The organism is Micromonospora sp. NPDC050200 (genome assembly GCF_040656135.1).
Taxonomy (GTDB): domain Bacteria; phylum Actinomycetota; class Actinomycetes; order Mycobacteriales; family Micromonosporaceae; genus Micromonospora.
On the sequence record NZ_JBFALG010000081.1, the window covers coordinates 1 to 23,009 of the forward strand.

Sequence of the window (23,009 nt, forward strand, 5' to 3'; positions counted from 1 at the left end):
CGATGCAGCACTTCACGCTGCCACCGCCCTTCTTCAGCTCGGCGGGCACCGCCGACCGGGGCCGCAGCGCCCGACGGGTCGGTCGGGGAGGTCACTTCACCAGTCCGAGTTCGGTCAGGACCCCGGTCACCCGGGACTGTTCCTGACCCAGCCAGGTGCCGAACTCGTCACCGGCGAGGAAGGTGTCCTCCCAGGACCGTTCCTTCAGCGTGGCCTGCCACCCGTCGGAGGTGTGCATGGCGGTGACCGCGTCGACGTACGCCTTCTTCTGCTCATCGGTCAGGCCGGTCGGCGCCATGATCGAGCGCCAGTTGTAGAACTCGACGTCCGGGTGGCCGGCGTCGGCGATGGTCGGCACGCCCGGCATGCTCTCCACCGGCTTCGTGGCGGACACCACCAGCGCCCGCAGCTTGCCGGCCTTCACCTGCTCCTGGAACTCGCCGGTGCCCGCGACGCCCGCGGCGACCTTGTTGCCCAGCAGCGCGGTGGTGGCCTCGCCGCCGCCCGAGAACGGTACGTAGTTCACCGTGGCCGGGTCGATCCCGGCCGCCTTGGCGAGCAGGCCGATGAAGATCTGGTCCGCGCTGCCGGCCGAGCCGCCGGCGATCGGGACCTTCTTGGGGTCCGCCTTGATCGCGGCGAGCAGGTCGTCGAGCTTCTGGTACGGCGAGGTCGCCGGCACCACGATCGTCTCGTACTCACCGATCAGCCGGGCAATCGGCGTGAGGTCGTCCAGGGTCACATCCGTGCCGTTGGTGAGGACGCCGCTCATCATGGCCAACCCGGACATGATCAGCAGGTCCTTCTTGCCCTTCTGCGGCGCCACCTGGGCGAGCGCCACGGTGCCGGAAGCGCCGGGGACGTTGGTCACCTCCACCTGGCGGGCCAGGTCGGCGCGCCGCAGCGAGTCCTGTACGGCCCGCGCGGTCTGGTCCCATCCGCTGCCCGGCGCGGCCGGGGCGATGACGTTGAGCCGGCCGAGCTGCTGCGCGCTCTGCTCGCCGCCGCTCTTGCCGGACGCGCCGCCGCACGCGGAGACGGTCGCGACCAGCGCGGCCAACACGGCCGCGATGCTGCCAGTTCTGGTGATGCGCATGGTGCTTCTCCTTTGGGGGAAGGTGGAGACCGGGGGCGCTAGGCGTATCGAGATTCCAGCTCGCGGTAGGCGGGCAGGCCGATGATGTCGTCGCGCTGGGTGAAGGTCGCCATCCGATCGGACAGCCGATCGGTGGAGCCGTTCTCGCGCAGTTCCCGGGCGGTGTCCTGCATCGCCCGGATGGCCGCGCGTTGCAGGTCGGACGGCGCGATCATGAGCTTGAAACCGAGTCGCGCGAGGTCGTCCGCGTTCATCAGCGGGGTCTTCCCGCCGGCGAACATGTTGATCAGCAGGGGTACGTGCAGTTCGTCGGCCACCCGCTCGATCTGGGCCACCGAGGTGGGCGCCTCGATGAACAGCATTTCGGCGCCGGCTTCGACGTACGCGTGCGCCCGGGCGATCGCGGCGTCGAAGCCTTCCGCCGCGATCGCGTCGGTGCGGACGATGAGCAGCGGGCCGGCATCGCCGCGGGCGTCGGCTGCGGCCCGGACCTTGCCCGTCATCTCGGCGACGGAGATCAGTTGTTTGTCCTCGTAGTGCCCGCAACGTTTCGGGGTGACCTGGTCCTCCAGGTGCAGCGCCGCCACACCCAGCCGGTCGAACTCCCGTACTGTGCGGCGCACGTTGAGCGCGTTGCCGTAACCGGTGTCGGCGTCCGCGATGACCGGCACGTCGACCGCGTCGACCACCTCGCGTAGCCGGCCCAGCACCTCGGTCATGGTCAGCAGTCCCAGGTCCGGCACGCCGCTGCTCCGGGCCACCGCCCCGCCGCTGACGTACACGGCCTCGAAGCCGGCGAGGGCGGCGATCCGCGCTGACAGCCCGTCGTAGACGCCAGGCGCGACGACGATCCCCGGACCGGCCAACCGGGCGCGCAACTGCTGGGCGGGACTCTCGGACAACGGTGCACTCCTCGCTGGCGGGCCGGCGGACCAGGACCTGCTCCGGCTGAGAACGAGACCGTAACCTCGTGGGTACTTGTATGCAATAGTGCAGCGGCAGTGATTCATGGCAGGATGAGACGGTGACCAGAGGACAGGCCATGTTGCGACGCCAGTCGGGCGCACAGGCGGTGTACGAGTTGATGCGCGCCAAGATCATTTCGGGGGAGTTCGAACCGAGCGGCCGACTCACCGAGCCGGAACTGGCCAGCGCGCTGGGCGTCAGCCGAACTCCGGTGCGCGAGGCGCTCCGGCTGCTGATCGCCGAAGGTCTGGTCGAGCAGTTGCCCACCGGCGGGTCCCGGGTGACCCCGCTCGACCTGGCCGACATCCGTCGGGTCTACGACATCCGGGCCCGCTTGGAGGGACTGTTGGCCCGAGACGCCTGCACCCGGATGACCCGCTCGGACCTCGACGCGCTGGACCGGCTGATCGGACTGATGCATCGGCTACGCGGCGACGAGACCGAGGTGCTGCGCCTCGGCCGGGAGTTCCACGCCCGGATCGCGGACGTCGCCGAGAACCGATGGTGCGACCAGTTGCTGCACCAGATCCGTGGCCACGTCGATCGCTACCGGTCACTGTCGACCCGGGAGCCCGGCCGACCGGACCTCGCGGTGGTCGAGCACCAGGCCATCTACGATGCCCTGGCCAGTGGCGATCCCGAACGGGCCGAGCAGGCGATGCGAGTGCACGTCGAGCAGAGCGCCACCTCCGCCGCTCACGCCGCCAGCGGCGGCGTACCGGGCCAACAGCTCGGGCGGCGGCTCTCCGGCTAACGCCAGAGAGCGCCGCCACCGGCGCGGATCTGCTGATGCGGTGCAAAGCGGCCGACGGTTGGCTGTCGTTGCAGGTTGGTGAGGGCCAGCAGCATCATCACGCTGCTCGCCGTGCCAAGGCAACAGCCATGACCTTTTGTCCTAGGACGGCTTGCGGGCTGTGCTCCCTACGACAGACGAGCTGTACGGCGAGGTGAAGAACCGGTGCTCACTTCTGGTGGCCTGCACCTACGACCCGGCCACGCGAAGACACGGCGTTGGAGTACCTGGTGCTCGGTGATGTCACGGTGCTCATCGACACCACCGATGGCATCAAGGTCATTACCGACGACCGGGTGGACAAGACGGCCCGCGCCGAACTCGACGAAGCCCACCGGCACCCGTTCGGCTCGGCCGAGAAGGAAGCTGCGTTGCTGCGGATGAAGCACGCCGGGCTGGCCGCCCGCAACCAGCCCGGCGGGTACCGGGTGGCAGCCGCGGACCCGTTCGCCGCCCAGCACGCCATCACCGGAGAAGTCCCGCTCGACAGTCCGGCGAGTCGCCATGCTCACCGACGGAGCCGCCCGCCTGGTGGCCCTGTTCGGTCTGCGCGCGGGTGGCCGCGTGGGTGGCGTGGTCGCGCCACGCGGCGATGGACTGCTCGTCGGTCCAGTAGGAAACGGTTATCCCGAATCCGTCGGCGCCGCGGCTCGAGTCGACTCCGAGGAATCCCGGCTGCTGTGCCGCGAGGTCCAGCATCTCTTCAGCGCGCTGGTCGTAGCCGTGGTCGCCGGCGGTGCGAACAGAGGTGAAGATGACGGCGTAGTAGGGCGGCTCGGGCGGTGACGTCGGTGTGGGCTTGGTCAAGGCGATCCCCAGGCTTGGCGTGTAGGCCGGCGGTCACCGCCACGTCGGCAGCGGCGTCAGCATCTGGCATGTGTCCGCGATCGTCTGGTGGGAGTGCGGTCACGCTTGTGTCATGGCAGGGCGGATGGCGGCGCTGCAGGAGGGTCGTCGTTGACACGCTCGGTCCCGCTCAAACACCTGTCGTGACGGGCGTGGGGGTTGCCTCATCGTCCCAGGCCAGCGAGCTCATTCTCCAGCCCGATGGGGTTTTGACGAACTGGGTCGTTTTCATGCCCCGGCCCTCGAACCATTCGCCGTGAAGGTAGCCGGACTTGCGGTACTCGCTGAACCGGTGGGCGATCGAGCCGTAGATTTTGGTGGTCTCCGAGGTTTCCCACTCCCGGAACCCGGTCAGCGTCCCGTCGGTGAGGATCTTCTCCCGAGGTTCGACGAACTGGCGCAGATCGTAGATCACGGGAGTCGCGCCGACGTTGCTGATGATCATCCCTTCGGGGATGAACACCTTGGAGATCGCCTCGACGTTGGGTCTGGTGCCGCCCGGGTTGGCGAAGGCACCGAGAAAGGTGGCCATCAAGCCGTCGAGTTCGGCCTTCACCTCAGCGGACATGGTGCTCCCGGGTGCTGACAGGTTCAGTAGGTCGGTGCGGCGGGCCCGCCATTCGTCGGCCAGCACCGACCAGATCTCGAGGTTGATCCGTCCGCCCGAGCCGTCCCGGAACACCTGTCGCAGCGTCCCGTCGCGGCTCATCCCCAGCCGCTGGGCGACCGCGATGCTGCGGATGTTGTCGGCGTTGGTGCGCCACTCGACGCGGTGAATGCCGCGCTCCTCGACGGCCCAATCGATGATTCGCTCCGCGGCTCGGGTGATCAGCCCACGGCCCTGCGCTCCGGGCTCCAGCCAGCAGCCCGCTTCGCAGACGCCTAGCGCCGCATCGAAGGAGACGAACATGACGCCGCCGGCCAACGAGCCGTCCAGCCAGATCCCCCAGATGCCGCCGCTGTCCTGAGCTCGCTTGTCCGCATACCGCTGTAGGACCGCGCGAGCCTCGGCGAGGTCGCGTGCGACGAACGAGTGCGACACCCACGGCGCGATGTGCTCGCGCGCCCGGTCCAGGTGGGCGAGGAACTCCTCGGCCTGCCACAGTTCCAGTGGGCGCAGCACGGCCGAGTCGGCGAGGGGCAGCGCGAACATCACGTCCTCCGTACATAACAAACGTTTGGCATGTACGCTAGCAGACCATGAGCCCGGCACGCACCGACCATGACTCCCGCCGCCAGGACGTCTCCGAAGCGGTCTGGCAGGTCCTGGCCGAGCACGGCTTCGGCGGCCTCACCATGCGCGCCGTGGCAGCGGCCCTGGGGTCCTCAACCGGACTGGTCACCCACTACTTCGCCGGCAAGCGCGAACTGATCGCCCACGCCCTCGACATCCTCGAGGCGCGCACCGCGCAGCGCCCCCGCCGGGCCGCTCCCGCACCCGGACTAGCGGCGCTGCGCACGCAGATGCTCAACATCCTCCCGCTGACTCCCGATGCAGCGGCGATGAACCGGATCTGGGTTGGCTCCTGGGACGTCGCCCTGTCCGATACGGACCTGTTCGCTGCCCAGAGCGTTCGCTACGAGCGCCTTCGCGCAGGCCTGCGCACCTCCATCGAGGACGCCCAACGGCTGGGCGAGCTTCCCGACGGTGAGTCAGGCTCGCTCGCGACGATCGTGCTGTCGTTCACCCACGGCCTGGTGGTTCAGGCGCTGTTCGACCCCGAGCGGCTGCCGGCCGCGACGCAGACCCAACTCGTCGACGACTTCCTCGCCGCGCTAACCCGCTGAACCGCGACGTTCCGCCGTCACCAACACCTGTGCGATGGGCATGATGATGGGCAAGCTGCCGTACAACCGGGGCGCCAGCTGCGACCTGGACACCATCGCCGGCCGGCTGCGCGAGAGAACAGGGGGGGCGGGCATGACCGCCGCCCTGGCACTGACCATCGGGCTGGCCGTCCTGATCGGCGTCAGCCTCGGGCTGCTCGGCGGCGGCGGGTCGATCCTTGCCGTGCCGCTGCTGGTCTACGTCGCTGACCTGCCCGCGAAGGAGGCCATCGCGACCTCGCTGCTCGTCGTCGGCGCCACCAGCACCGTGGGCGTCATTCCGCACGCCCGGGCCAACCGGGTGCGCTGGCGTACCGGACTGATCTTCGGCTTCGCCGGCATGACCGGTGCCTACGCCGGCGGCCGGCTGGCCGAGTTCATCCCGGCCGGCTTCCTGCTCACCGGATTCGCGGTGATGATGCTGGCCACCGCGATCGCGATGATCCGCAGCCGTCGCAGCGCCGAGGGCAAGCCGGTGCCGCACGAGCTGCCGGTGCTCCGGGTGATCCTGGACGGCGTGGTGGTCGGCCTGGTCACCGGCCTGGTTGGCGCCGGCGGCGGCTTCCTGGTGGTGCCCGCCGTTCTCCGCGCTCTGGCAGGACGACGTCGTCGCGCACCGCGGCGAGTTCTACCAGTTTCCGGCGACCCGCATGGAGCCGAAACCGGTGCAGCTACCGCACCCGCCGATCCTGCTCGGCGGCCAGGCCCCCGAGGCGCTGCGCCGGGCGGGTCGGCTCGCCGACGGCTGGGTCAGTGGCAGTCAGGCCGACCTGAAGGGCATCGGCGAGGCGGTCGCGGTGGTCAAGGCCGCCGCAGCGGACGCCGACCGCGATTCGGGCTCGTTACGGTTCGTTTGCCGAGGCGGTCCGGGTACGCCGAGCCGGCGCGATTGACCGCGAGCCGCTCACCGGCACCCTCGAGCAGATCGGTCCGACCTCGGCAGACTGGCCGAGGCCGGGATCACGGAGCTGTTCGTCGACCTCAACTTCGACCCGGAGATCGGCTCACCTCGGGTGGACCCGCACGCCTCGCTGCGACGGGCCGACGAGGTGCTCGGCGCCCTCGCCCCGAACCACTGACAGCCCGGCGACGGCGCGGGACCGGGTCTCCTCCGCGCTCACCCGGCCGGGGCCACTGTTCCTTCCGCAGCCGACCACGCCGACCAGCGGGTCACCCTCACGGCGACGACCGGACCTCCGGGTGGCCGCTCGGCGTACTGCGGATACTTGGTGACCAGGGCAGCGCGAGCGGCGGCCTCCTCCGCCCGGTCGTCCACCAGCCAGCCGTGCCCGTCCAGCCGGACCCACCACAGCTTCGACCAGTCCTCGTCGTACTCGTCGATGAGCAGGCACGCCTGTCCCGTCGCCCGGATGTTCTCCAGCCGGCGCAGCCGCCGGTGGCGCTTGGGCTTCTCGTCAACGGCGTGGTAGACGATGTCGCCGAGCAGGACGAAGCACACCGCCACCAGGTGTGGACGACCGTCGGAGCCGACGGTGGCCAGTCGCGCCGTCCGGGCCGACCGGACCCGGTGCCGGAGTTCGTTGGCGGGCACAGGCCTGACGCTAGTCGGGGCCGGCCGGGGGAGTGCCGGCATCGGGGATTGCCGTTCCGGCGCCCGGCCGGCATCAAGATGGGCTCGGGGCGGCGCGTCGGCTGCCCGGCGCCAGGGGCGAGCTGAGGGGCACCGCCCACTCTTCATCGCTGAGTAGAGCTTTTCCGGATCATGGGGAAAGGGCTTCTTCGCGTCCCGAAGGCGGGACAGGTCGTCGATCATGTGCCGCACCTCGCCAGGAGTGAACCGCCGGTCGGCGTCTCCCTCCTTCTCGAGCCACTTGATCACCTCGTCGTAGTCTTTCCATTCGCGCTTACCCATGAGGCGCTCGACGTCCGTGACGTCGTAGTCCTTTTCCTTCGCCTGGCTGGCCGGGTCGTGAATCTTCATTGGGGCCCCGAGTTGATGAGCAACCGGACCGGACGCGGGAAGCAGCGTGGGCGCTCTCCCGCCGGGGGCCGCTTCCCGGCAGGTTGTGGACCAAACTCGGGCCGGCCGCGGTCGCGCGGAAAGATCCGGACGGATGGATGCCGGCTTCGCCGGCACATGCGCTCGGGAGTGAACCGGTTGCGGGCTGTCGGTTCACCCCGGCGCGGCGGGTGGCGGTCACGAGCGCCCGGACCAGTCGCCCGGCACCGCGTCAGGTCGCTTCCGGCCCGGGGCTACGCTCACTCGACGACGGGTCCGCTGCTGGTAATGTCGGCGGCGAGTGATCGGAACAGGGAGACCAGACATGGCGGGTGACGACGACATCTCCGGGTGACACCGGACGTGTTCGGCCACCGGCAGGCGCGCGGGAAGCGCCCGGCCGCCGGGAGGCCGTGTCTTCATCGACCACCCCTGTTGCCCGCCGGGCGGCCGTGGCGCGCCCGCATCACATCCGAGGTCCTCCGCATGTCCGATGCGTACATCATCTGCTCGAACCTCTCCTTCTCCTGGCCCGACGACACTCCCGTCTTCGCGGACCTGTCGTTCACCGTCGGCGGCGGTCGTACGGGTCTCGTCGGCCCCAACGGCGCCGGCAAGAGCACCCTGCTCAAGCTGATCGCGGGCGAGTGCCGGCCCACCGGCGGGTCGGTGACCGTCAAGGGGCTGCTCGGCTACCTTCCGCAGAACCTGCCGTTGGCCGGCGACCTGACCGTCTCCGAGGTCCTGGGGGTCGCCCCCGTGCTGAGGGCGCTGCACGCGATCGAGGCGGGGGACGCGAGCGAGGAGCATTTCACCACGATCGGCAACGACTGGGACATCGAGGAGCGCACCCGGGCCCAGTTGGACCGGCTCGGACTCGCCGACGTCCCCCTGACCCGCCGCCTGGACACCCTCAGCGGCGGCCAGGTCGTCTCGCTCGGCCTCGCCGCGCAGCTGGTGAAGCGGCCCGACGTCCTACTGCTCGACGAACCGACCAACAACCTCGACCTCGACGCGCGGCGCCTGCTCTACGACCAGCTCGACGACTGGCACGGCTGCCTGCTGCTGGTCAGCCACGACCGGGCGCTGCTCGACCGCATGGACCGCATCTTCGAACTCGACCGGGGCGAGGTCCGCTCCTACGGCGGCAACTTCACCGCGTACGAGGAGGCCGTGCGCGCCGCGCAGGAGGTCGCCGAGCGGAACGTCCGCAACGCCGAGCAGGAGGTAAAGCGGGAGAAACGGGAGCTGCAGCAGGCCCGCGAGCGGGCTGAGCGGCGGGCCAGCAACGCCAGCCGCAACCTGAAGAACGCCGGCCTGCCGAAGATCTTCGCCGGGACGATGAAGCGGGGCGCCCAGGAGGCGGCGGGCCGATCCGGGGAAATGCACGCCGCGCGGGTCAGCGAGGCGCGGGCCCGGCTCGACGAGGCGGGGCGCGCCCTGCGCGACGAGCAGCGGATCGTGTTGGACCTGCCCGGTACCAGCGTCCCCGCCGGACGCACCGTCTTCTCCGGCGAGCGGATGCACGTCCGCTACGGCGACCGGGTGCTGTTCGCCGGGGAGGGCGCCGACCTGGTGATCCGGGGGCCCGAGCGGATCGCGCTGACCGGGCCCAACGGCGCCGGCAAGTCCACCCTGCTCCGCCTGGTCGACGGCGACCTGGAGCCGGAAAGCGGCCGGGTCAGGCGGGCCGACGGGCGGATCGCGTACCTGTCGCAACGGCTGGGCCTGCTGGACCTCGATCGCACGGTGGCGGAGAACCTCGCCGCCTTCGCGCCCGGGACACCGGAGGCGCAGCGGATGAAGCTGCTCGCCCGCTTCCTGTTCCGGGGTTCCCGCATCCACCTGCCGGTCGGGGTGCTGTCCGGAGGGGAGCGGCTGCGCGCCACCCTGGTCTGCGTGCTGTGCGCCGAGCCGGCGCCCCAGTTGCTGCTGCTGGACGAACCGACCAACAATCTCGACCTGGTCAGCGTCGCCCAGTTGGAGAGCGCACTCGCCGCGTACCAGGGCGCGTTCGTGGTGGTCAGCCACGACGAGCGGTTCCTCGCCGAGATCGGGGTGGATCGCTGGCTGCGGCTCTCCGGGGGACGGCTGCTGGAGACGGGGGCGCCCGACGCCGACTGACGCTCGTCCGGATGGCAGCACGCCTTCGGTGTAGGCAGCCGTCGGGTGGGCCCGCAGGTGTGAAATCCGGAGGAGTGGGAAGGCCGGGCCGTCGCGTCTCCGCTGGTGGCGGACTGGAGGGACATGAGTGTCAGAACCTACGTGGTGGTCGGCGCTACCAGCGGACTCGGGCTGGCGGTGGCCCGGCTGCTCGCCGACGAACACCGGGTGGCCGTCTTCGGCGACGTGCCGGAGGAGGTGGCGGCGGTGGCCGCCGATCTGGGCTGTGCGGGCACTGTCTGCGACGTCGCCTCCTACGACCAGGTCCGCGATGCGTTCGCCGAGGTGGTGGACGCGTACGGGACGGTCGACGGCGTGGCGGCCTGCGCCTCGGTGTGGGCCGGCGGTGACCTGGCGGACCTCACCCCGGAGCACATCCGGCGGGCCGTGGAGGTCAACGCGCTCGGCACGACGTACGTGTTCAAGGAGGCGCTGCACCACCTGCGCCGGCAGGGCTACGGCAACGCCGTGTACGTGGGCGCGATGGCGGTGGTGAAGGCCCGGCCGGGCATCCCGGTCTACCGCGCCAGCAAGAGCTACGGCAGCAGCCTGGTGGAGTCGCTGGCCGAGGCACAGCACAGCAACCGGATCAAGGTGATGCAACTGCATCCCGGGCCGATGCCGACCCGGCTGCAGGAACGGGTCGGCGCCGAGTTCCTGGACGAGGTCTACGCGCTGCCCGAGCAGGTCGCCGCCGAGGTCGTACGGCTGTTGCTGCTGGACCCCGACGACCTCTACGTCTCCGGTGAGCGCGTGCTGCGCGCGGACGGGCGGTGGTGACGCCGGAAGGCGCCACGGCCGAGCCTACGGTCTCGGCGTGGGCCCCGTTGCGGACCGTCGTCTACCGGAACCTGTGGCTCGCCCTGCTCGCCGCCAACATCGGCACCTGGATGCAGACCGTCGGCGCCCAGTGGTTGCTGATCCACGAGCCGAAGGCCTCGACGCTGGTCGCCCTGGTCCAGACCGCCAGCCTGCTGCCGGTGCTGCTGCTGGCCCTGCCGTCCGGGGCGCTGGCCGACACCTTCGACCGCCGGCATCTGCTCATCTCGGTGCAGCTCTTCCTGGTCGCCGTGGCGGTGACGCTCACCCTGCTCACCGCGACCGGCCGGATGCCGCCAGCGCTGTTGCTCACGCTCACTTTCGCGTTCGGCGTGGGGCAGGCGCTCACCCTGCCGGCGTGGGCGGCGGTGATCCCGGAGTTGGTACCGCGGGAACAGTTGCGGGCGGCCTCCGCGCTCGGCTCGATCAGCGTCAACGTGGCCCGGGCCATCGGGCCGGCCGTGGCGGGTGTGCTGATCGCCCGGCTGGGCGTCGCGCCGGTCTTCGGACTCAACGCCGTGGCCTTCCTGGTCTTCGCGTTCGCGCTGGTTCGTTGGCGTCCCGGGAATGCCCGGGCCGTCGAGGTGCCCGAGCGGTTCACCGCCGCCCTGCGCGCCGGCGGCCGGTACGTGCGGCACTCGCCGATCGTGCGCCGGCTGCTGCGCCGCGCGCTGGTATTCGTGATACCGGCCAGCATCCTGTGGGCGCTACTGCCGCTGGTGGCCAGCCGCCGCCTCGGCATGAACTCGAGCGGGTACGGTCTGCTGCTGGCCGCCCTCGGAGTGGGCGCCATCGTGGGCGGCCTGTTGCTGCCGTGGATCCGGACCCGGATGACAGCCAACCAGTTCCTGCTGTTGGCCGGGGCGCTCTACGGCATGACGCTGTTGGTGGTGGCGTCGGTCCGGGTCGTCCCGGTGGTGCTGGTCGCCCTGCTGCCGGCCGGGTTGGCCTGGGTGATCGTGCTCGCCAACATCAACGCCGAGATTCAGCTGTATCTGCCCGGCTGGGTACGCGCCCGGGGCCTGGCCGTCTACCAGGTGGTCCAGGGGGGCGGGCAGGCCGTCGGTGCGTTCGCCTGGGGTGTGCTGGCCGACGTCGCAGGACTGGTCACCGCGTTCGTCGCGGCCGGTGTGTTGATGCTGCTCGGCGCGGTGACGTCCCAGATCTGGCCGCTGCCCGACCTGCGCGGGGTGAACAGGGACCCGGCCACGTACTGGCCCCGGCTGGAACTGGCGCACGAGCCGGACCCTCGGGTCGGTCCCGTGCTGGTGGTGGTGACCTACACCGTCCGGCCGGAACGTCAGCAGGACTTCCTGGACGCGATGGACCTGGTCCGTGGCTCGCGGCAGCGCACCGGCGCGATGCGGTGGGGACTCTTCCGGGAGGGTGAGGCCGTGGACCGGTTCGTCGAGGTCTACCTGGTGCCGTCGTGGGACGAGCACCTGCGCCAGCACGGGGGACGACTGACGGGGGCCGACCAGGCGGCGGAGGAACGGGCCGGGGACCTCGCCGACTGCGAGCCGGAGGTGCGGCACCTGCTGCCCGCCGCTGCCGGACCGGCGCTGTCCGACGATCGGGAAGCGCCGTGAGCGCCCGAGCACGCAGCGCTCGCCCCGGGCGCCGTTGCACCGCGCCCCCATCGGGACGCGGTGCATGGTCCGCCTCGCGTGGAACCGGCGCGACGACGGGCTGCTGATCGCCTTGGCCGGGCCAGACTCAGCCCGTACCCTGGCGGTGGACACGGCCGTCGTGTGCGACCTTTGCCCGGCCGTGGTCGCGTTCGCTGCCGGAGGTACCGGTCGCCGCCCGTTCGTGCCGGCGCTTGGGCGAATGTTCGACCTCCGAACCCTGTCGCCCCGGGGCGCCGCTGCCCGGGTGTCGCCGGCCTCGGGCCGACTCGCCGCCGGTGTCGTGTTTGTTGTGCTTCTGGCTACCCATGGGCAGCGCGTACCCGCCGAGCCGGCGGCTAGTCGCCCACGGCCGGCCCTGAGCGGTGTCATCGACCCTGGTCTGCGCCACGCCCGCACCGGCAGTTCGCTGCTGCTCGGGTTGCTGGCCTCCACCGGGGTCGCCGGCCGTCCACAGGCGTACTTCCGCGCGCCGGACGAGCCGCTGTGGGCCGAGCGTCCGGGGTCGGGTACCGGGGGATCTTGTGGAAGCCCAGCCGGTCGTAGAGAGGGACGGTGCGGCACCGCAAGCCGTTCAGGCATTCCGCCGGACGAGGACCGACGGGTGCAGCACCGGGTGGTCGGCGTCACCGACCGGCCGCAGGCCCTCGGGGTGGCGGACGGGTACCCCCGGGGGTATGTTGGTGGCCGGAGGTGCATGGTGAAGCTTCGACCCGAGATGACCGGCGACGCGCTGACCCGGCTCAAGCGGGCCCGGGGGCAGCTCAACGCGGTCATCGAGATGATGGAGAACGGCGAGGACTGCCGCGAGGCCCTGACCCAGCTGGCGGCCGTGTCGAAGGCGATCGACCGGGCCGGTTTCAAGATCATCGCTTCCGGCATGCGGCACTGCAATGCCGCTCGGGAGCGCGGTGACGCCCCGGAGATGACCGAGGAGGAGCTGGAGAAGCTCTTCCTGGCGCTCGCGTGACCCGCCACCCGGAGACCTGACGCCCCCGCCGCCTGTCGGCGGCGGGGGCGGGTAACCGCACCTTGAGGCGCGGAAGTGTGACCTCCGCATACCCCCTGGGGTATGCGGGAACATGAAGGGAGAACGAAGTGACAGTCGAGGTGTCCGTCCTCGCGACCTCCTCGCTCGGCGACCGCAGCTACCTGGCCTCCGACGGGCAGTTGGCGATCGTCGTCGACCCGCAGCGCGACATCGACCGGGTGCTGTACCTGGCGGGGGAGAGGGGCGTCCGGATCACGCACGTGGTGGAGACGCACGTGCACAACGACTACGTCTCCGGCGGCCTCGAACTGGCCCGGATCACCGGTGCGCGCTACCTGGTCGCCGCCGCCGACGACGTCCGGTTCGCCCGCGATCCGGTCGCCGACGGCGACGTCGTCCCGATCTCCGACACCCTGCGGCTGCGGGTCGTCGGCACGCCCGGGCACACCTTCCACCACCTGTCGTACGTGCTCGACGAGGCCGCCGACGGCGACTGGCGGACGGTCGGCGTCTTCACCGGCGGCTCCCTGCTCTTCGGCACCACCGGCCGCACCGACCTGCTCGGCCAGCAGCACGCCCACGAACTCGCCCACCGGCAGCACTCCTCGGCCCGGCGGCTGGCCGACCTGCTTCCCGACGGCGCGCAGGTGTGGCCCACCCACGGGTTCGGCAGCTTCTGCTCGGCCAGCCAGGCAGACGCCCCCGAGTCGACCATCGGCCGGGAGAAACGGGCCAACCCCGTGCTGCGGCTGGCCGCCGACGACTTCGTCACCGAGACCCTCGCCGGCCTCGACGCCTACCCGGCGTACTACGCCCACATGGGCGTCGCCAACAGCGCCGGCCCCGCGCCGGTCGACCTCACCCCGGTGACCCGGGCCGACGCCGACCAGTTGCGGGAGCGGATCGCCGCCGGCCAGTGGGTGGTCGACCTGCGACACCGCAAGGCGTACGCCGCCTCGCACCTCGCCGGCACGGTCAGCCTCGGCCTCGACGGCCCGATGTCGACCTGGCTCGGCTGGCTCGTCGACTGGGGCGTGCCGATCACCCTGCTCGCCGAGAACCCCGAGCAGGTCGCCGACGCCCAGCGCGAGTTGGTGCGGATCGGCATCGACCGGCCGGCCGCGCAGGCCACCGGCCGGCCCGAGCAGTGGGCCGCGAGCCCCCAGGCGCTGCGCGAGCTGGATATGGCCGACTTTCCGGCGCTGGCCGCCGCCCGCGCGGGGAACACCCCGGCCGGGCTGCCCGACCCGCAGGTGGTCCTCGACGTGCGGATGACCAACGAGTGGCGCGCCGGCCACGTCGAGGGCGCCGTGCACGTCCCGCTGCCCGACCTGCCGCGCCGGCTTGCCGACGTGCCCGCCGGCGTGATCTGGGTGCACTGCGGTTCGGGCTACCGGGCCACCGCCGCCGCGTCGATGCTGGCCAACGCCGGCCGCCAGGTGGTCGTGATCGACGACATGTTCGACCGGGCCGCCGGCGCCGGCGTCGCCATGGCAGGCGCCGCCTGACCCGTACGCCAGACCCGGACGGTGGCGTCCGGCCAGCTTTGCTTCGACCCCCTGGATGAGGAGAACATGAGCACCCGTCCCACCACCTTGAACGCTGCCGGCCTCCGCGAGTTGATCGACTCCGGCCGGGCGCCCCGCCTGCTGGACGTGCGCACCCCCGGCGAGTTCGAGACCTCGCACATCCCCGGCTCCTACAACGTTCCGCTGGACCTGCTCAGGGAGCACCGCGCCGAACTGCGGCAGCACCTCGACGAGGACGTGGTGCTGATCTGCCACTCGGGCACCCGCGCCGGCCAGGCCGGCCAGGTGCTCGCCGACGCCGGCCTGCCGAACCTGAAGATCCTCGACGGCGGCATCACGGCCTGGCGGGCCGCCCAGGCGCCGATCAGCCGGGGCAGGCCGCGCTGGGACCTGGAACGCCAGGTCCGCCTGGTCGCCGGTTCGATCGTCCTGGTCAGCGTTCTGGCCTCGGTGTTCGTCCCCGGGCTGAAGTGGGTGGCCGCCTTCGTCGGGGCCGGGCTCACGTTCGCCGCACTGACCGACACCTGCGCGATGGGCATGCTGCTGAGCAGGCTGCCTTACAACCGGGGCGCCAGCTGCGACCTGGACAGCGTCGTCGGTCAGCTCCGGGAGGGGCCGACAGTGGGAACGCGGTCATGACCGTGGGCCTCGCGCTGACCGTCGCGCTGGCCGTCCTCATCGGCGTCAGCCTCGGTCTGCTCGGCGGCGGCGGGTCCATCCTCGCCGTACCGCTGCTGGTCTACGTCGCCGACCTGCCGGCCAAGGAGGCCATCGCCACCTCGCTGCTCGTCGTCGGCGCCACCAGCGCGGTGGGCGTCCTGCCGCACGCGCGGGCGCACCGGGTCCGCTGGCGTACCGGACTGGTCTTCGGCCTCGCCGGCATGACCGGCGCGTACGCCGGCGGGCGGCTGGCGCAGTTCATCCCGGCCACGGTGCTGCTCACCGGGTTCGCGCTGATGATGCTCGCCACCGCGGTCGCGATGATCCGGGGCCGGCGGTCCGCCGCCGGCCGGCCGGTGCCGCACGAGCTGCCGGTGCTCCGGGTCGTCCTGGACGGGGTCGTGGTCGGCCTGGTCACCGGCCTGGTCGGGGCCGGCGGCGGCTTCCTGGTGGTGCCCGCCCTGGCACTGCTCGGCGGCCTGCCGATGCCGGTCGCGGTCGGCACCTCGCTGGTGGTCATCGCGATGAAGTCCTTCGCCGGCCTGGCCGGGTACCTCTCCACCGTGACCATCAACTGGGGGCTGGCCGCCGCCGTGACCGCGGCCGCCGTCGTCGGCAGCGTCCTCGGCGGGCGTCTCGCCGGTCGGGTCCCCGAGGACGTGCTGCGCAGGGCGTTCGGCTGGTTCGTCGTGGTGATGGGCGTCTTCGTGCTCGCGCAGCAGCTTCCTGAGGGGGTGCGGACCAACCCGGTGCTCTGGATCGCTCTCGGCCTCGCCGTTGCGACGGCCGTCACCGGGACCGCGTGGCGGTGCAGGAAGGACCCGGCCGCCGTCGGGCGGACGGACGACGTCGCGGCGGCGCGCACCAGCCCGCCGGCCTGACGACCGAGGTACGGCCCGAGGGGCGCCGGTTCTCCAGCGCCCCTCGGCCGTGTCTTCGCCGTGTCTCCGTCCGGGCAGCCCGATCCCGGCATGTCGGGAGTGGCCGGCCCGCGTGGCGGCGGGCCGGCCGGAAGTGCCGATCAGTAGGCGTAGGTGACCGAGATGGTGACGTTGGGGCAGCTGTTCGCCCAGCTGGTCAGGGCGCTCTTCTCGGCGCTGTCCACGGTGAGCCGCCAGCGGATCTTGGTGGCGACCCACTCGTTGATGTAGCGGCAGCGGGCCGAGGCGTACGGGGGCATCCAGGTGGCCGGGTCCTGGTCGCTCTTGGACTGGTTCACGTTGTCGGTGACGCCGACGAGCGGGCGGCTGTCGCCGAGGTCGTTGGCGTACGACTGGCGGCGGCTGGTCGTCCAGCTGCGGGCGCCGGAGTCCCAGGCCTCGGCGAGCGGAACCATGTGATCGATGTCGATGTCGCTGGTGAGGGTCCAGTACGCGTTGTCGTAGTAGGAGTACCAGCGCCCGCCGGACAGGGCGCAGCCGGAGCCGATGGTGGGCTTCGTGGTGGCCTCGGCGATGAGCACCTCGTTGCGGGTGTTGCAGCCGTTGCCGTCGGCGTCGATCCAGTGCGGGAAGAGGTCCCGGCTGTAGCCGGTGCGGACCTCGGTGGCGACCGGGAGGCCGGCGACCGCGGTGGTCAGCGAGGCGGAGTAGCTGGCCGCCCAGGCGGGGTGGGCGAGGCCGAGGGTAACGGCCAGGGTGGCGGCGAGGATCGTGGCCGTCGCGCGCAGGGTACGGGTCATGGTGCTCCGTCCAATGAGGGGGCGTTGTCGCCTCCATACATATGGACAGAGATAGCAGCCGATATCCAGATCAACTTTGTGAACGATGGGCGACGCAGCGTCGCCGAATCGATGACAATCGCGGGGTACGCCGGGCCACGGTGGCGGCCACTGGTGACGGCCGGCTCACTCCGACGGCAGGAACGCCAGCGCCAGGGTCAGCTCCAGCACCGTCGCCGGGTCGTTGAGGCGCTCGCCGTACAGCTCCCGCAGCCGGCCCATCCGGTAGCGCACGGTCTGCGGGTGGACGAAGAGGTCCGCCGCCACGTCGTCGCGCCGGCCCTGGTGCAGCAGCCAGGAGCGCAGCGTCTCGGCCAGCCGCTGGGCGGTCGCCGGGGGCAGCGCCGACAGCGGCTGCAGCACCTGGGCCCGCAGGTCGGCCAGGGCCTCCGGGTCGGTGCTGAGCACCAGCCGGGCCAGCTGCTGCTCGGTGTCCAGCGGGGCGCCGTCCTCCGGCCGGTCCAGCCCGAGCGCCAGCGCCCGCAGCACCCGCTGGTACGACTGGGCGACCCGGGTCCACGTCCGGGCCGGCCCCACCACCGCCCGGTGCCCCCGCAGCGCGCCGGTCAGCCGCCGCCGGCGCCCGCCGTGCACGTCGGGGACGAGCAGCACGGCGGGCTCCTCGGCCAGCTCGACGCCGGGCAGGTCCTCGCCGCTCTCCAGGGTGTGCGGGCTGAGCAGCGCGAGCACGCCGCGTAGGTTGCTGCGGGGCAGCACCGCGACGGTGAGGGTCTGCGGGGGCGGCCACTCGGCCCGTTCGGCGCTGCGGCGCAGCACGTCCTCCGGCTCGCCGGCGAGCAGCTGCTGGACCAGCCGTTCCAGGTAGCGGCGGCGAACCCGGCCGGCGCTGGCCAGTTCGTCGGCGTGCCCGGCCACGCTGGCGGCGGAGAGCTCGTCGATGTAGGCGAACATCAGCTCGGCGAACGCGGCCACCCGCTCGGCGGAGAGCCCGTTGCGCACCGTGGTGGCGGAGACCTCCCGCCAGGCCACCCGGGCACCCACCCGGTACGCGGCCAGCAGCGCGTCCATGCTCCGTCCCGACCGGGCCTCGCCGCTGCCGAGGGCGTACGCGGCCTCCAGCGCCCGGCTCAACGGGGTGCTCGGGTCGGAGGCCTCGGCCCGCTCGATGAGCTGGAGGAACGTGCCCAGCGCGATGCGGACCGCATTCTCGATCTTGTCGCGCATCTGCCCGGTGAGGGTGCCCGAGTAGTCGGGGACCTCGGCGGTGATCGCGCTGACCGTCCGCTCGGCCACCACGGGCAGCTGGCCGCGCAGCCGGTCGGCCACCCGCTCGTCCAGCTCCAGGTGGGCCGCCCGGTGGCTGGTTGCCCCGGAAGGATCGGTCATGTTGTTCTCCCTGAACAAGAATCTGTGGTCAATTCACCTTTACCGGTCAAGATGTTATGCGAACGGGCGACGACCCTGGTCATATGACCACCACCGTCCCGCGTCCCCCGACGAGGCGCTCCGTTCGGGACCGGCTCCTCCGGCTCGCCGAGACGGTCACCACCCCGCTGCTCCCGGAGGACTACCTCGACCTGGTCGCGCCGCTGCGCGCCGGGGCCGCGCTGCGTGGCCGCGTGGTCGCCGTCGACGCCGAGACCCGCGACGCCGCCACGCTGACCATCCAGCCCGGCCGCGCCTGGCGGGGCCACACCCCCGGGCAGTACGTACGCCTCGGCGTCGACGTCGACGGGGTCCGGCAGTGGCGGGCGTACTCGGTCACCTCGGCTCCCGGGCGTCCCGACGGCCGGATCCGCGTCACCGTGAAGGCGATCCCCGACGGGAAGGTCAGCAACCACCTGGTCCGCCGGATCCGCCCCGGCGCCATCGTCCAGCTGGACCAGGCGCAGGGCGACTTCGTCCTGCCCGACCCCGCTCCGGCCCGGGTCCTCTTCCTCACCGCCGGCAGCGGCGTCACCCCGGTCATGGGGATGCTGCGGGCCGGCGCGCACACCCGCTCGGACGTCGTCGTCGTGCACTCCGCGCCCAGCCCGGCCGACGTGGTCTTCGGCGCCGAGCTGCGGGCGCTCGCCGCGCAGGGCGCGATCCGGCTGGTCGAGCGGCACACCGACACCGACGGGCTGCTCGGCGTCGACGAGCTGGGCGGGCTGGTCCCCGACCACCTGGAGCGCGAGACCTGGGCCTGCGGCCCGATCGGGATGCTCGACGCGGTGGACGAGCACTGGCGGGCCGGGGGCGCGGCGCGCCGGCTGCACACCGAGCGGTTCCGGCCGACCGTGATCGCGCCCGGCGAGGGCGGCACGGTCACCTTCACCCGGGCCGGCGCCACCGTGGCGGCCGACGGCGCCACCCCCATCCTCGACGCCGGCGAGGCCGCCGGGGTGCTGATGCCCTCGGGCTGCCGGATGGGCATCTGCTACGGCTGCGTCCTCCCGCTGCGCCAGGGGGCCGTCCGCGACCTGCGCACCGGCGAGGTCACCACGGCCGTTCCCGGCGACGGCGTACTCATCCAGACCTGCGTGTCGGCGGCGGCCGGTACCTGCGACATCGATCTGTAGACAGGAGGCCGGACGTGACCGTGATCCAGAAGAAGCCGGACAACCCGATCGCCCACCTGAGCGCCGAGGACATCGAGATCCTGGGCAAGGAGCTGGACGCGATCCGGGACCGGGTGATCGCCGAGCGCGGCGAGTCGGACGCCAGGTACATCCGCAAGGTCATCAAGACCCAGCGGACGCTGGAGATGAGCAGCCGCGCGGTGCTGCTCTTCTCGCTCTTCCCGCCGGCCTGGGTCGTCGGCACCGCCGGCCTCGCGGTGGCCAAGATCCTGGAGAACATGGAGATCGGCCACAACATCCTGCACGGCCAGTACGACTTCATGCGCGACCCGAAGATCCACTCCACCACCTGGGAGTGGGACCACGTCTCCCCGGCCGACCAGTGGAAGCACTCGCACAACCAGCTGCACCACACGTACACCAACGTGCTCGGCAGGGACAACGACCTCGGGTACGGCATCATGCGCGTCGACGAGGACCAGAAGTGGCACCCGATGCACCTCGGCCAGCCGCTGTGGAACCTCGTCAACGCCTGCTTCTTCGAGTACGGCATCGCCGCGTACGACCTGGAGCTCGGCCGTAACCTGCAGAAGGGCCGGCACAAGGCCCCGGAGTTCCGGGCCCGGGCCCGCGCCGTCGGCCGCAAGATCCGCCGGCAGGTGCTCAAGGACTACATCGTGCACCCGCTGCTGTCCGGCCCGTCCTTCCTCAGCACCCTGGCCGCCACCTTCACCGCGAACCTGATCCGCAACCTGTGGAGCCACTCGGTGATCATGTGCGGGCACTTCCCGAACGGCGTGGAAACCTTCGAGAAGTCCTCCATCGAGGGCGAGACCCGCGGCGAGTGGTACCTGCGGCAGATGCTCGGCTCGGCCAACATCAGCGGCAGCCGGCTGATGCACATCATGACCGGCAACCTGTCGTTCCAGATCGAGCACCACCTCTTCCCCGACCTGCCGAGCAATCGCTACCAGGAGATCGCGCCGCAGGTCCGGGCGCTGTTCGACCGGTACGGGCTGAAGTACATCACCGGCCCGCTGCCCAAGCAGGTCGGGTCGGCCTGGTGGAAGGTCATCCGGCTGTCGCTGCCCAACCGGACCCCGGCCCGACCGACGTCGGCCGACGACCTGTCCACCCGTACCCTCGCGGCATCCGGGGCCTGATCCACCCGCGACGGCGCCGCCGACCCCGCCGCCGAATGCGGTGGGCGGCGGCGCCGTCGGCGCGGTACGGTCGGGTCATGCAGATCAGGCGCACCACCGCCGCAGCCGCGCGAGCTTCCCGCTCGCCGGTTGCCGCCGCCTGATCATCCCGACCCCTCGCCGGCGACCGGAAACGGTCCGCCGGCGTTTCCGCGTCAGCACCCCGCGTCCGCGCGGCGGGCCGTTCCGGTCGCCCCGACCCGGAAGGCCCGCGCCATGACACCCGACCAGATCGTCCATACCTTCGTCGAGCACTTCCAGCGGCGGGGCCACCGGTCCGCGCCGGAGAGCTCACTGATCCCGCCGCCCGATGACCCGGTGCTCTTCACCACCTCCGGGATGCACCCGCTGACCCCGTACCTCGCGGGCCGTCCCCACCCGTCCGGCCGGTGCCTGGTCAACGTGCAGCGCTGCCTGCGCACCACCGACCTGGACGAGGTCGGCGACCGCACCCACCTGACCGTCTTCGACATGCTCGGCACCTGGTCGCTCGGCGACTACGGCATCGAACGGAGCATCCGTTGGGGGCACGAACTGCTCACCGACGGCTTCGGCGTCGACCCGGGCCGGCTGCACGCCACCGTCTTCGGCGGCGACGACCAGGTCGGCCCGGACCAGACCGCGCTGGCGACGTGGACCGACCTCGGCGTACCGGTGGAGCTGAATCGCGAGGAGAACTGGTGGTCCAACGGCCCCACCGGGCCGTGCGGACCGGATTCGGAGATCTTCGTCTGGACCGGTGACGGGCCGCCCACCGGCACCCCGGGCGGCGACGACCGGTGGACGGAGGTCTGGAACCACGTGCGGATGTGCTACCACCGGCACGACGACGGCCGGCTGGAGCCGCTGCCCCAGCCCAACATCGACACCGGGATGGGCGTGGAACGGCTGGAGATGGTGCTGCGCGGCGGCCGGTCGGTCTTCGAGGGCGACGGCCTGACCCCCTGGGTCGACGCTGTCCGCGACCGGTGGCGGCTGGACGAGACGTCGTACCGGATCGTCTGCGACCACCTGCGCTCCGCGGTGGTGGTGCTCGGCGACGGCGTACGGCCGTCCAACACCGGCCAGGGCTACGTGCTGCGCCGGCTCGTCCGGCGGGCGCTGACCACGCTGTGGCGCGACGACCCGTCGCGGACCCTCGCCGACCTGCCCGTCGAGCCGTACGCGGCCACCGTCCGCCGGTTCCGCCAGCGCGGCGACGTCGGGCCGCTGCGCCAGGTGCTCGCCGACGAGGAGCGCCGCTTCCTCGGCCTGCTCCGGCGGGGGCGGCCGGTGGTCGACCGGCGCCGATCCCGGGGGCCGTTGACCGACGCCGACTACGCGTGGCTGCACGACACCCACGGGCTGCCCCGCGACCTGGTCGACGGGCCGCTGGGCGAGGCGGGCTGACCCGGCCGCGGACCGGAGAGGGTGGCTTGCGGGACCGGTGGTCTAGCCGAGCAGCAGGTACGTCGGCGCCGCGACCAGCACGCCGGCCGCGGCGCCGGCGAGCACCTGGGCGGCGGTGTGGTCGCCCAGCCGCACCCGGGACCAACCGATCAGCGCCACCAGCCCGAACGCCACCAGCAGCGTGGGCCCGAAGACGACCACCAGCACCGCGACCGCCCCGGCGGAGACGGCAGCGTGGGCGCTGAGCTTCCAGGCCTGGTTGACCGCGGTGACCACGAGCAGCACCGCGAACATCACCACCACCATCGCCACCAGCGCCCGGGGCGCCCCGAGCAGGACCAGCGCCGCGAGGCCCGCCAGCACCGAGAGCAGCCCGCCGACCAGGGGCCCGCGCCGCTGTTCCCGCACCCCGATGTGGTGGTCGGTGAGCCGGCCGCGCCGTACCCCGAGCCAGACGATCCCGTACGGCACGACCGCGCTGAACAGCACCGCCAGCAGCGCCCAGCCGAGGCCGGTCAGCCAGGCCGGCGCGGTGGCGTGCAGCGCGACGACCACCGGCATCGCCGCCGCCCACCCGGCCGGGGCGAACAGCTCGGTGACGATCCGCGCCACGCCGGGCTCGGCGGGTGCGACGACCGGGGTCTCACTGGACACGCTGTCCCCTCTCCGCGTTCCGCCCGTTGGCGCCGGTCGCCGGGCGCCCGGCGCGCAGCCGGGTGACCTCCGGGGAACGGTAGGCCCTCGCCACCCGGATGAGCCAGGCGACCTGCTCCGCGGCCTCCCCGCCGCCGGCACCCCCGGCCGGCAGGTGGGGCAGCGCGTCGTGGTCGGCGGCCGGCGGCGCACCCATGGCCGGGTGCTGCTGGAGCAGCGGGTTGGGTCCGGGGCCGTCGAGGGG

Annotated in this window: 22 protein-coding genes and 4 pseudogenes; 16 read left to right on the top strand and 10 right to left on the bottom strand. The window is 72.0% G+C overall.

Going from position 1 to position 23,009, the window contains the following annotated elements; genetic code table 11:
* Positions 1 to 91: 91 nt before the first annotated feature.
* Together AB0I41_RS31440 and AB0I41_RS31445 are read right to left on the bottom strand one after the other, a co-directional pair.
* Complete coding sequence (locus tag AB0I41_RS31440) at positions 92 to 1,096, bottom strand: tripartite tricarboxylate transporter substrate binding protein (RefSeq protein WP_357114290.1); 1,005 nt, start codon at positions 1,094 to 1,096, stop codon at positions 92 to 94.
* A 38-nt stretch (positions 1,097 to 1,134) separates the two neighbouring features.
* Positions 1,135 to 1,998, bottom strand: coding sequence for an oxaloacetate decarboxylase (locus tag AB0I41_RS31445; RefSeq protein WP_357114291.1), 864 nt, complete (start codon positions 1,996 to 1,998; stop codon positions 1,135 to 1,137).
* A 122-nt stretch (positions 1,999 to 2,120) separates the two neighbouring features.
* Here AB0I41_RS31445 and AB0I41_RS31450 point away from each other — a divergent pair, with 122 nt between their 5' ends.
* Complete coding sequence (locus tag AB0I41_RS31450; RefSeq protein WP_357114293.1) at positions 2,121 to 2,816, top strand: GntR family transcriptional regulator; 696 nt, start codon at positions 2,121 to 2,123, stop codon at positions 2,814 to 2,816.
* 167 nt (positions 2,817 to 2,983) lie between these two features.
* Here AB0I41_RS31450 and AB0I41_RS31455 read toward each other — a convergent pair whose 3' ends face one another.
* The 3 genes and pseudogenes from AB0I41_RS31455 to AB0I41_RS31465 form a co-directional block, all read right to left on the bottom strand.
* Positions 2,984 to 3,361: a hypothetical protein gene (locus tag AB0I41_RS31455; RefSeq protein ID WP_357114295.1), complete on the bottom strand. Its 378-nt coding sequence runs from the start codon at positions 3,359 to 3,361 to the stop codon at positions 2,984 to 2,986.
* The gene (locus AB0I41_RS31460; RefSeq protein ID WP_357114297.1) at positions 3,321 to 3,662 is read right to left on the bottom strand and encodes an antibiotic biosynthesis monooxygenase; all 342 of its coding nucleotides are present in this window, start codon (positions 3,660 to 3,662) and stop codon (positions 3,321 to 3,323) included. Before AB0I41_RS31460 ends, AB0I41_RS31455 begins: the two co-directional genes overlap by 41 nt.
* Positions 3,663 to 4,305: 643 nt before the next feature.
* Positions 4,306 to 4,854: pseudogene (locus AB0I41_RS31465) on the bottom strand (GNAT family protein); the annotation flags it as partial.
* A gap of 47 nt (positions 4,855 to 4,901) precedes the next feature.
* Between AB0I41_RS31465 and AB0I41_RS31470 the strand changes: the two are divergent.
* From AB0I41_RS31470 to AB0I41_RS31485, 4 genes and pseudogenes are all read left to right on the top strand, one after another.
* Positions 4,902 to 5,489 carry a TetR/AcrR family transcriptional regulator gene (locus AB0I41_RS31470; RefSeq protein WP_357114299.1) on the top strand — a complete coding sequence of 196 codons (588 nt, stop codon included), beginning with the start codon at positions 4,902 to 4,904 and terminating at the stop codon, positions 5,487 to 5,489.
* A 6-nt stretch (positions 5,490 to 5,495) separates the two neighbouring features.
* A pseudogene (locus tag AB0I41_RS31475) lies at positions 5,496 to 5,604 on the top strand (sulfurtransferase); the annotation flags it as partial.
* Between the two features lie 18 nt (positions 5,605 to 5,622).
* Positions 5,623 to 6,129: pseudogene (locus AB0I41_RS31480) on the top strand (sulfite exporter TauE/SafE family protein); the annotation flags it as partial.
* The gene (locus AB0I41_RS31485) at positions 6,074 to 6,421 is read left to right on the top strand and encodes an LLM class flavin-dependent oxidoreductase (protein ID WP_357114301.1); all 348 of its coding nucleotides are present in this window, start codon (positions 6,074 to 6,076) and stop codon (positions 6,419 to 6,421) included. The pseudogene AB0I41_RS31480 and the gene AB0I41_RS31485, both read left to right, overlap by 56 nt.
* A gap of 224 nt (positions 6,422 to 6,645) precedes the next feature.
* On the opposite strand, the gene AB0I41_RS31490 is transcribed toward AB0I41_RS31485, so the two are convergent.
* Positions 6,646 to 7,080 carry a TIGR03668 family PPOX class F420-dependent oxidoreductase gene (locus AB0I41_RS31490; RefSeq protein ID WP_357114303.1) on the bottom strand — a complete coding sequence of 145 codons (435 nt, stop codon included), beginning with the start codon at positions 7,078 to 7,080 and terminating at the stop codon, positions 6,646 to 6,648.
* 894 nt (positions 7,081 to 7,974) lie between these two features.
* On the opposite strand from AB0I41_RS31490, the gene abc-f reads away from it, so the two are divergent.
* The 8 genes and pseudogenes from abc-f (at position 7,975) to AB0I41_RS31530 (ending at position 16,159) form a co-directional block, all read left to right on the top strand.
* A complete protein-coding gene (gene abc-f / locus AB0I41_RS31495) occupies positions 7,975 to 9,612 on the top strand; it encodes a ribosomal protection-like ABC-F family protein (RefSeq protein WP_357114305.1) in 1,638 nt (545 codons plus the stop codon).
* A 123-nt stretch (positions 9,613 to 9,735) separates the two neighbouring features.
* A complete protein-coding gene (locus tag AB0I41_RS31500) occupies positions 9,736 to 10,431 on the top strand; it encodes an SDR family oxidoreductase (RefSeq protein ID WP_357114307.1) in 696 nt (231 codons plus the stop codon).
* On the top strand, positions 10,428 to 12,059 hold the full coding sequence (locus tag AB0I41_RS31505; RefSeq protein WP_357114327.1) for an MFS transporter: 1,632 nt from the start codon (positions 10,428 to 10,430) through the stop codon (positions 12,057 to 12,059). The genes AB0I41_RS31500 and AB0I41_RS31505 overlap by 4 nt, the downstream gene beginning before the upstream one ends.
* 241 nt (positions 12,060 to 12,300) lie before the next feature.
* Positions 12,301 to 12,588: pseudogene (locus AB0I41_RS31510) on the top strand (Stf0 family sulfotransferase); the annotation flags it as partial.
* Between the two features lie 210 nt (positions 12,589 to 12,798).
* Positions 12,799 to 13,068: a metal-sensitive transcriptional regulator gene (locus tag AB0I41_RS31515; RefSeq protein ID WP_357114329.1), complete on the top strand. Its 270-nt coding sequence runs from the start codon at positions 12,799 to 12,801 to the stop codon at positions 13,066 to 13,068.
* Positions 13,069 to 13,196: 128 nt separating this feature from the next.
* Positions 13,197 to 14,597: an MBL fold metallo-hydrolase gene (locus AB0I41_RS31520; protein ID WP_357114309.1), complete on the top strand. Its 1,401-nt coding sequence runs from the start codon at positions 13,197 to 13,199 to the stop codon at positions 14,595 to 14,597.
* Between the two features lie 66 nt (positions 14,598 to 14,663).
* Complete coding sequence (locus AB0I41_RS31525; protein ID WP_357114311.1) at positions 14,664 to 15,257, top strand: rhodanese-like domain-containing protein; 594 nt, start codon at positions 14,664 to 14,666, stop codon at positions 15,255 to 15,257.
* Positions 15,254 to 16,159, top strand: a complete 906-nt coding sequence (locus AB0I41_RS31530; RefSeq protein WP_357114313.1) for a sulfite exporter TauE/SafE family protein — start codon at positions 15,254 to 15,256, stop codon at positions 16,157 to 16,159. Before AB0I41_RS31525 ends, AB0I41_RS31530 begins: the two co-directional genes overlap by 4 nt.
* Positions 16,160 to 16,299: 140 nt before the next feature.
* On the opposite strand, the gene AB0I41_RS31535 is transcribed toward AB0I41_RS31530, so the two are convergent.
* Positions 16,300 to 16,959, bottom strand: coding sequence for an HNH endonuclease family protein (locus AB0I41_RS31535; protein WP_357114315.1), 660 nt, complete (start codon positions 16,957 to 16,959; stop codon positions 16,300 to 16,302).
* Between the two features lie 165 nt (positions 16,960 to 17,124).
* Positions 17,125 to 18,345 (bottom strand): helix-turn-helix domain-containing protein, encoded by a 1,221-nt coding sequence (locus tag AB0I41_RS31540; RefSeq protein ID WP_357114317.1) that lies wholly within the window; start codon positions 18,343 to 18,345, stop codon positions 17,125 to 17,127.
* An 83-nt stretch (positions 18,346 to 18,428) separates the two neighbouring features.
* Here AB0I41_RS31540 and AB0I41_RS31545 point away from each other — a divergent pair, with 83 nt between their 5' ends.
* From AB0I41_RS31545 to AB0I41_RS31555, 3 genes are all read left to right on the top strand, one after another.
* Positions 18,429 to 19,520 (top strand): ferredoxin reductase, encoded by a 1,092-nt coding sequence (locus AB0I41_RS31545; protein WP_357114319.1) that lies wholly within the window; start codon positions 18,429 to 18,431, stop codon positions 19,518 to 19,520.
* A 14-nt stretch (positions 19,521 to 19,534) separates the two neighbouring features.
* A complete protein-coding gene (locus AB0I41_RS31550; protein WP_357114321.1) occupies positions 19,535 to 20,683 on the top strand; it encodes an acyl-CoA desaturase in 1,149 nt (382 codons plus the stop codon).
* A 255-nt stretch (positions 20,684 to 20,938) separates the two neighbouring features.
* Positions 20,939 to 22,111 carry an alanine--tRNA ligase-related protein gene (locus AB0I41_RS31555; RefSeq protein WP_357114323.1) on the top strand — a complete coding sequence of 391 codons (1,173 nt, stop codon included), beginning with the start codon at positions 20,939 to 20,941 and terminating at the stop codon, positions 22,109 to 22,111.
* A 42-nt stretch (positions 22,112 to 22,153) separates the two neighbouring features.
* Here the strand turns inward: AB0I41_RS31555 and AB0I41_RS31560 are convergent, their stop codons facing one another.
* Positions 22,154 to 22,672 (bottom strand): hypothetical protein, encoded by a 519-nt coding sequence (locus AB0I41_RS31560; RefSeq protein ID WP_357114331.1) that lies wholly within the window; start codon positions 22,670 to 22,672, stop codon positions 22,154 to 22,156.
* An 82-nt stretch (positions 22,673 to 22,754) separates the two neighbouring features.
* A partial coding sequence (locus tag AB0I41_RS31565) for a hypothetical protein (protein WP_357114325.1) occupies positions 22,755 to 23,009 on the bottom strand: 255 nt, incomplete at its 5' end.

Bases quoted from the DNA above. Each gene is read 5' to 3' on its own strand.
- AB0I41_RS31440 (WP_357114290.1), bottom strand. From the start codon at position 1,096: ATGCGCATCACCAGAACTGGCAGCATCGCGGCCGTGTTGGCCGCGCTG.
- AB0I41_RS31455 (WP_357114295.1), bottom strand. From the start codon at position 3,361: ATGGCGACTCGCCGGACTGTCGAGCGGGACTTCTCCGGTGATGGCGTG.
- AB0I41_RS31470 (WP_357114299.1), top strand. From the start codon at position 4,902: ATGAGCCCGGCACGCACCGACCATGACTCCCGCCGCCAGGACGTCTCC.
- abc-f (WP_357114305.1), top strand. From the start codon at position 7,975: ATGTCCGATGCGTACATCATCTGCTCGAACCTCTCCTTCTCCTGGCCC.
- AB0I41_RS31500 (WP_357114307.1), top strand. From the start codon at position 9,736: ATGAGTGTCAGAACCTACGTGGTGGTCGGCGCTACCAGCGGACTCGGG.
- AB0I41_RS31525 (WP_357114311.1), top strand. From the start codon at position 14,664: ATGAGCACCCGTCCCACCACCTTGAACGCTGCCGGCCTCCGCGAGTTG.
- AB0I41_RS31530 (WP_357114313.1), top strand. From the start codon at position 15,254: ATGACCGTGGGCCTCGCGCTGACCGTCGCGCTGGCCGTCCTCATCGGC.
- AB0I41_RS31535 (WP_357114315.1), bottom strand. From the start codon at position 16,959: ATGACCCGTACCCTGCGCGCGACGGCCACGATCCTCGCCGCCACCCTG.
- AB0I41_RS31540 (WP_357114317.1), bottom strand. From the start codon at position 18,345: ATGACCGATCCTTCCGGGGCAACCAGCCACCGGGCGGCCCACCTGGAG.
- AB0I41_RS31545 (WP_357114319.1), top strand. From the start codon at position 18,429: ATGACCACCACCGTCCCGCGTCCCCCGACGAGGCGCTCCGTTCGGGAC.
- AB0I41_RS31555 (WP_357114323.1), top strand. From the start codon at position 20,939: ATGACACCCGACCAGATCGTCCATACCTTCGTCGAGCACTTCCAGCGG.
- AB0I41_RS31560 (WP_357114331.1), bottom strand. From the start codon at position 22,672: ATGCCGGTGGTCGTCGCGCTGCACGCCACCGCGCCGGCCTGGCTGACC.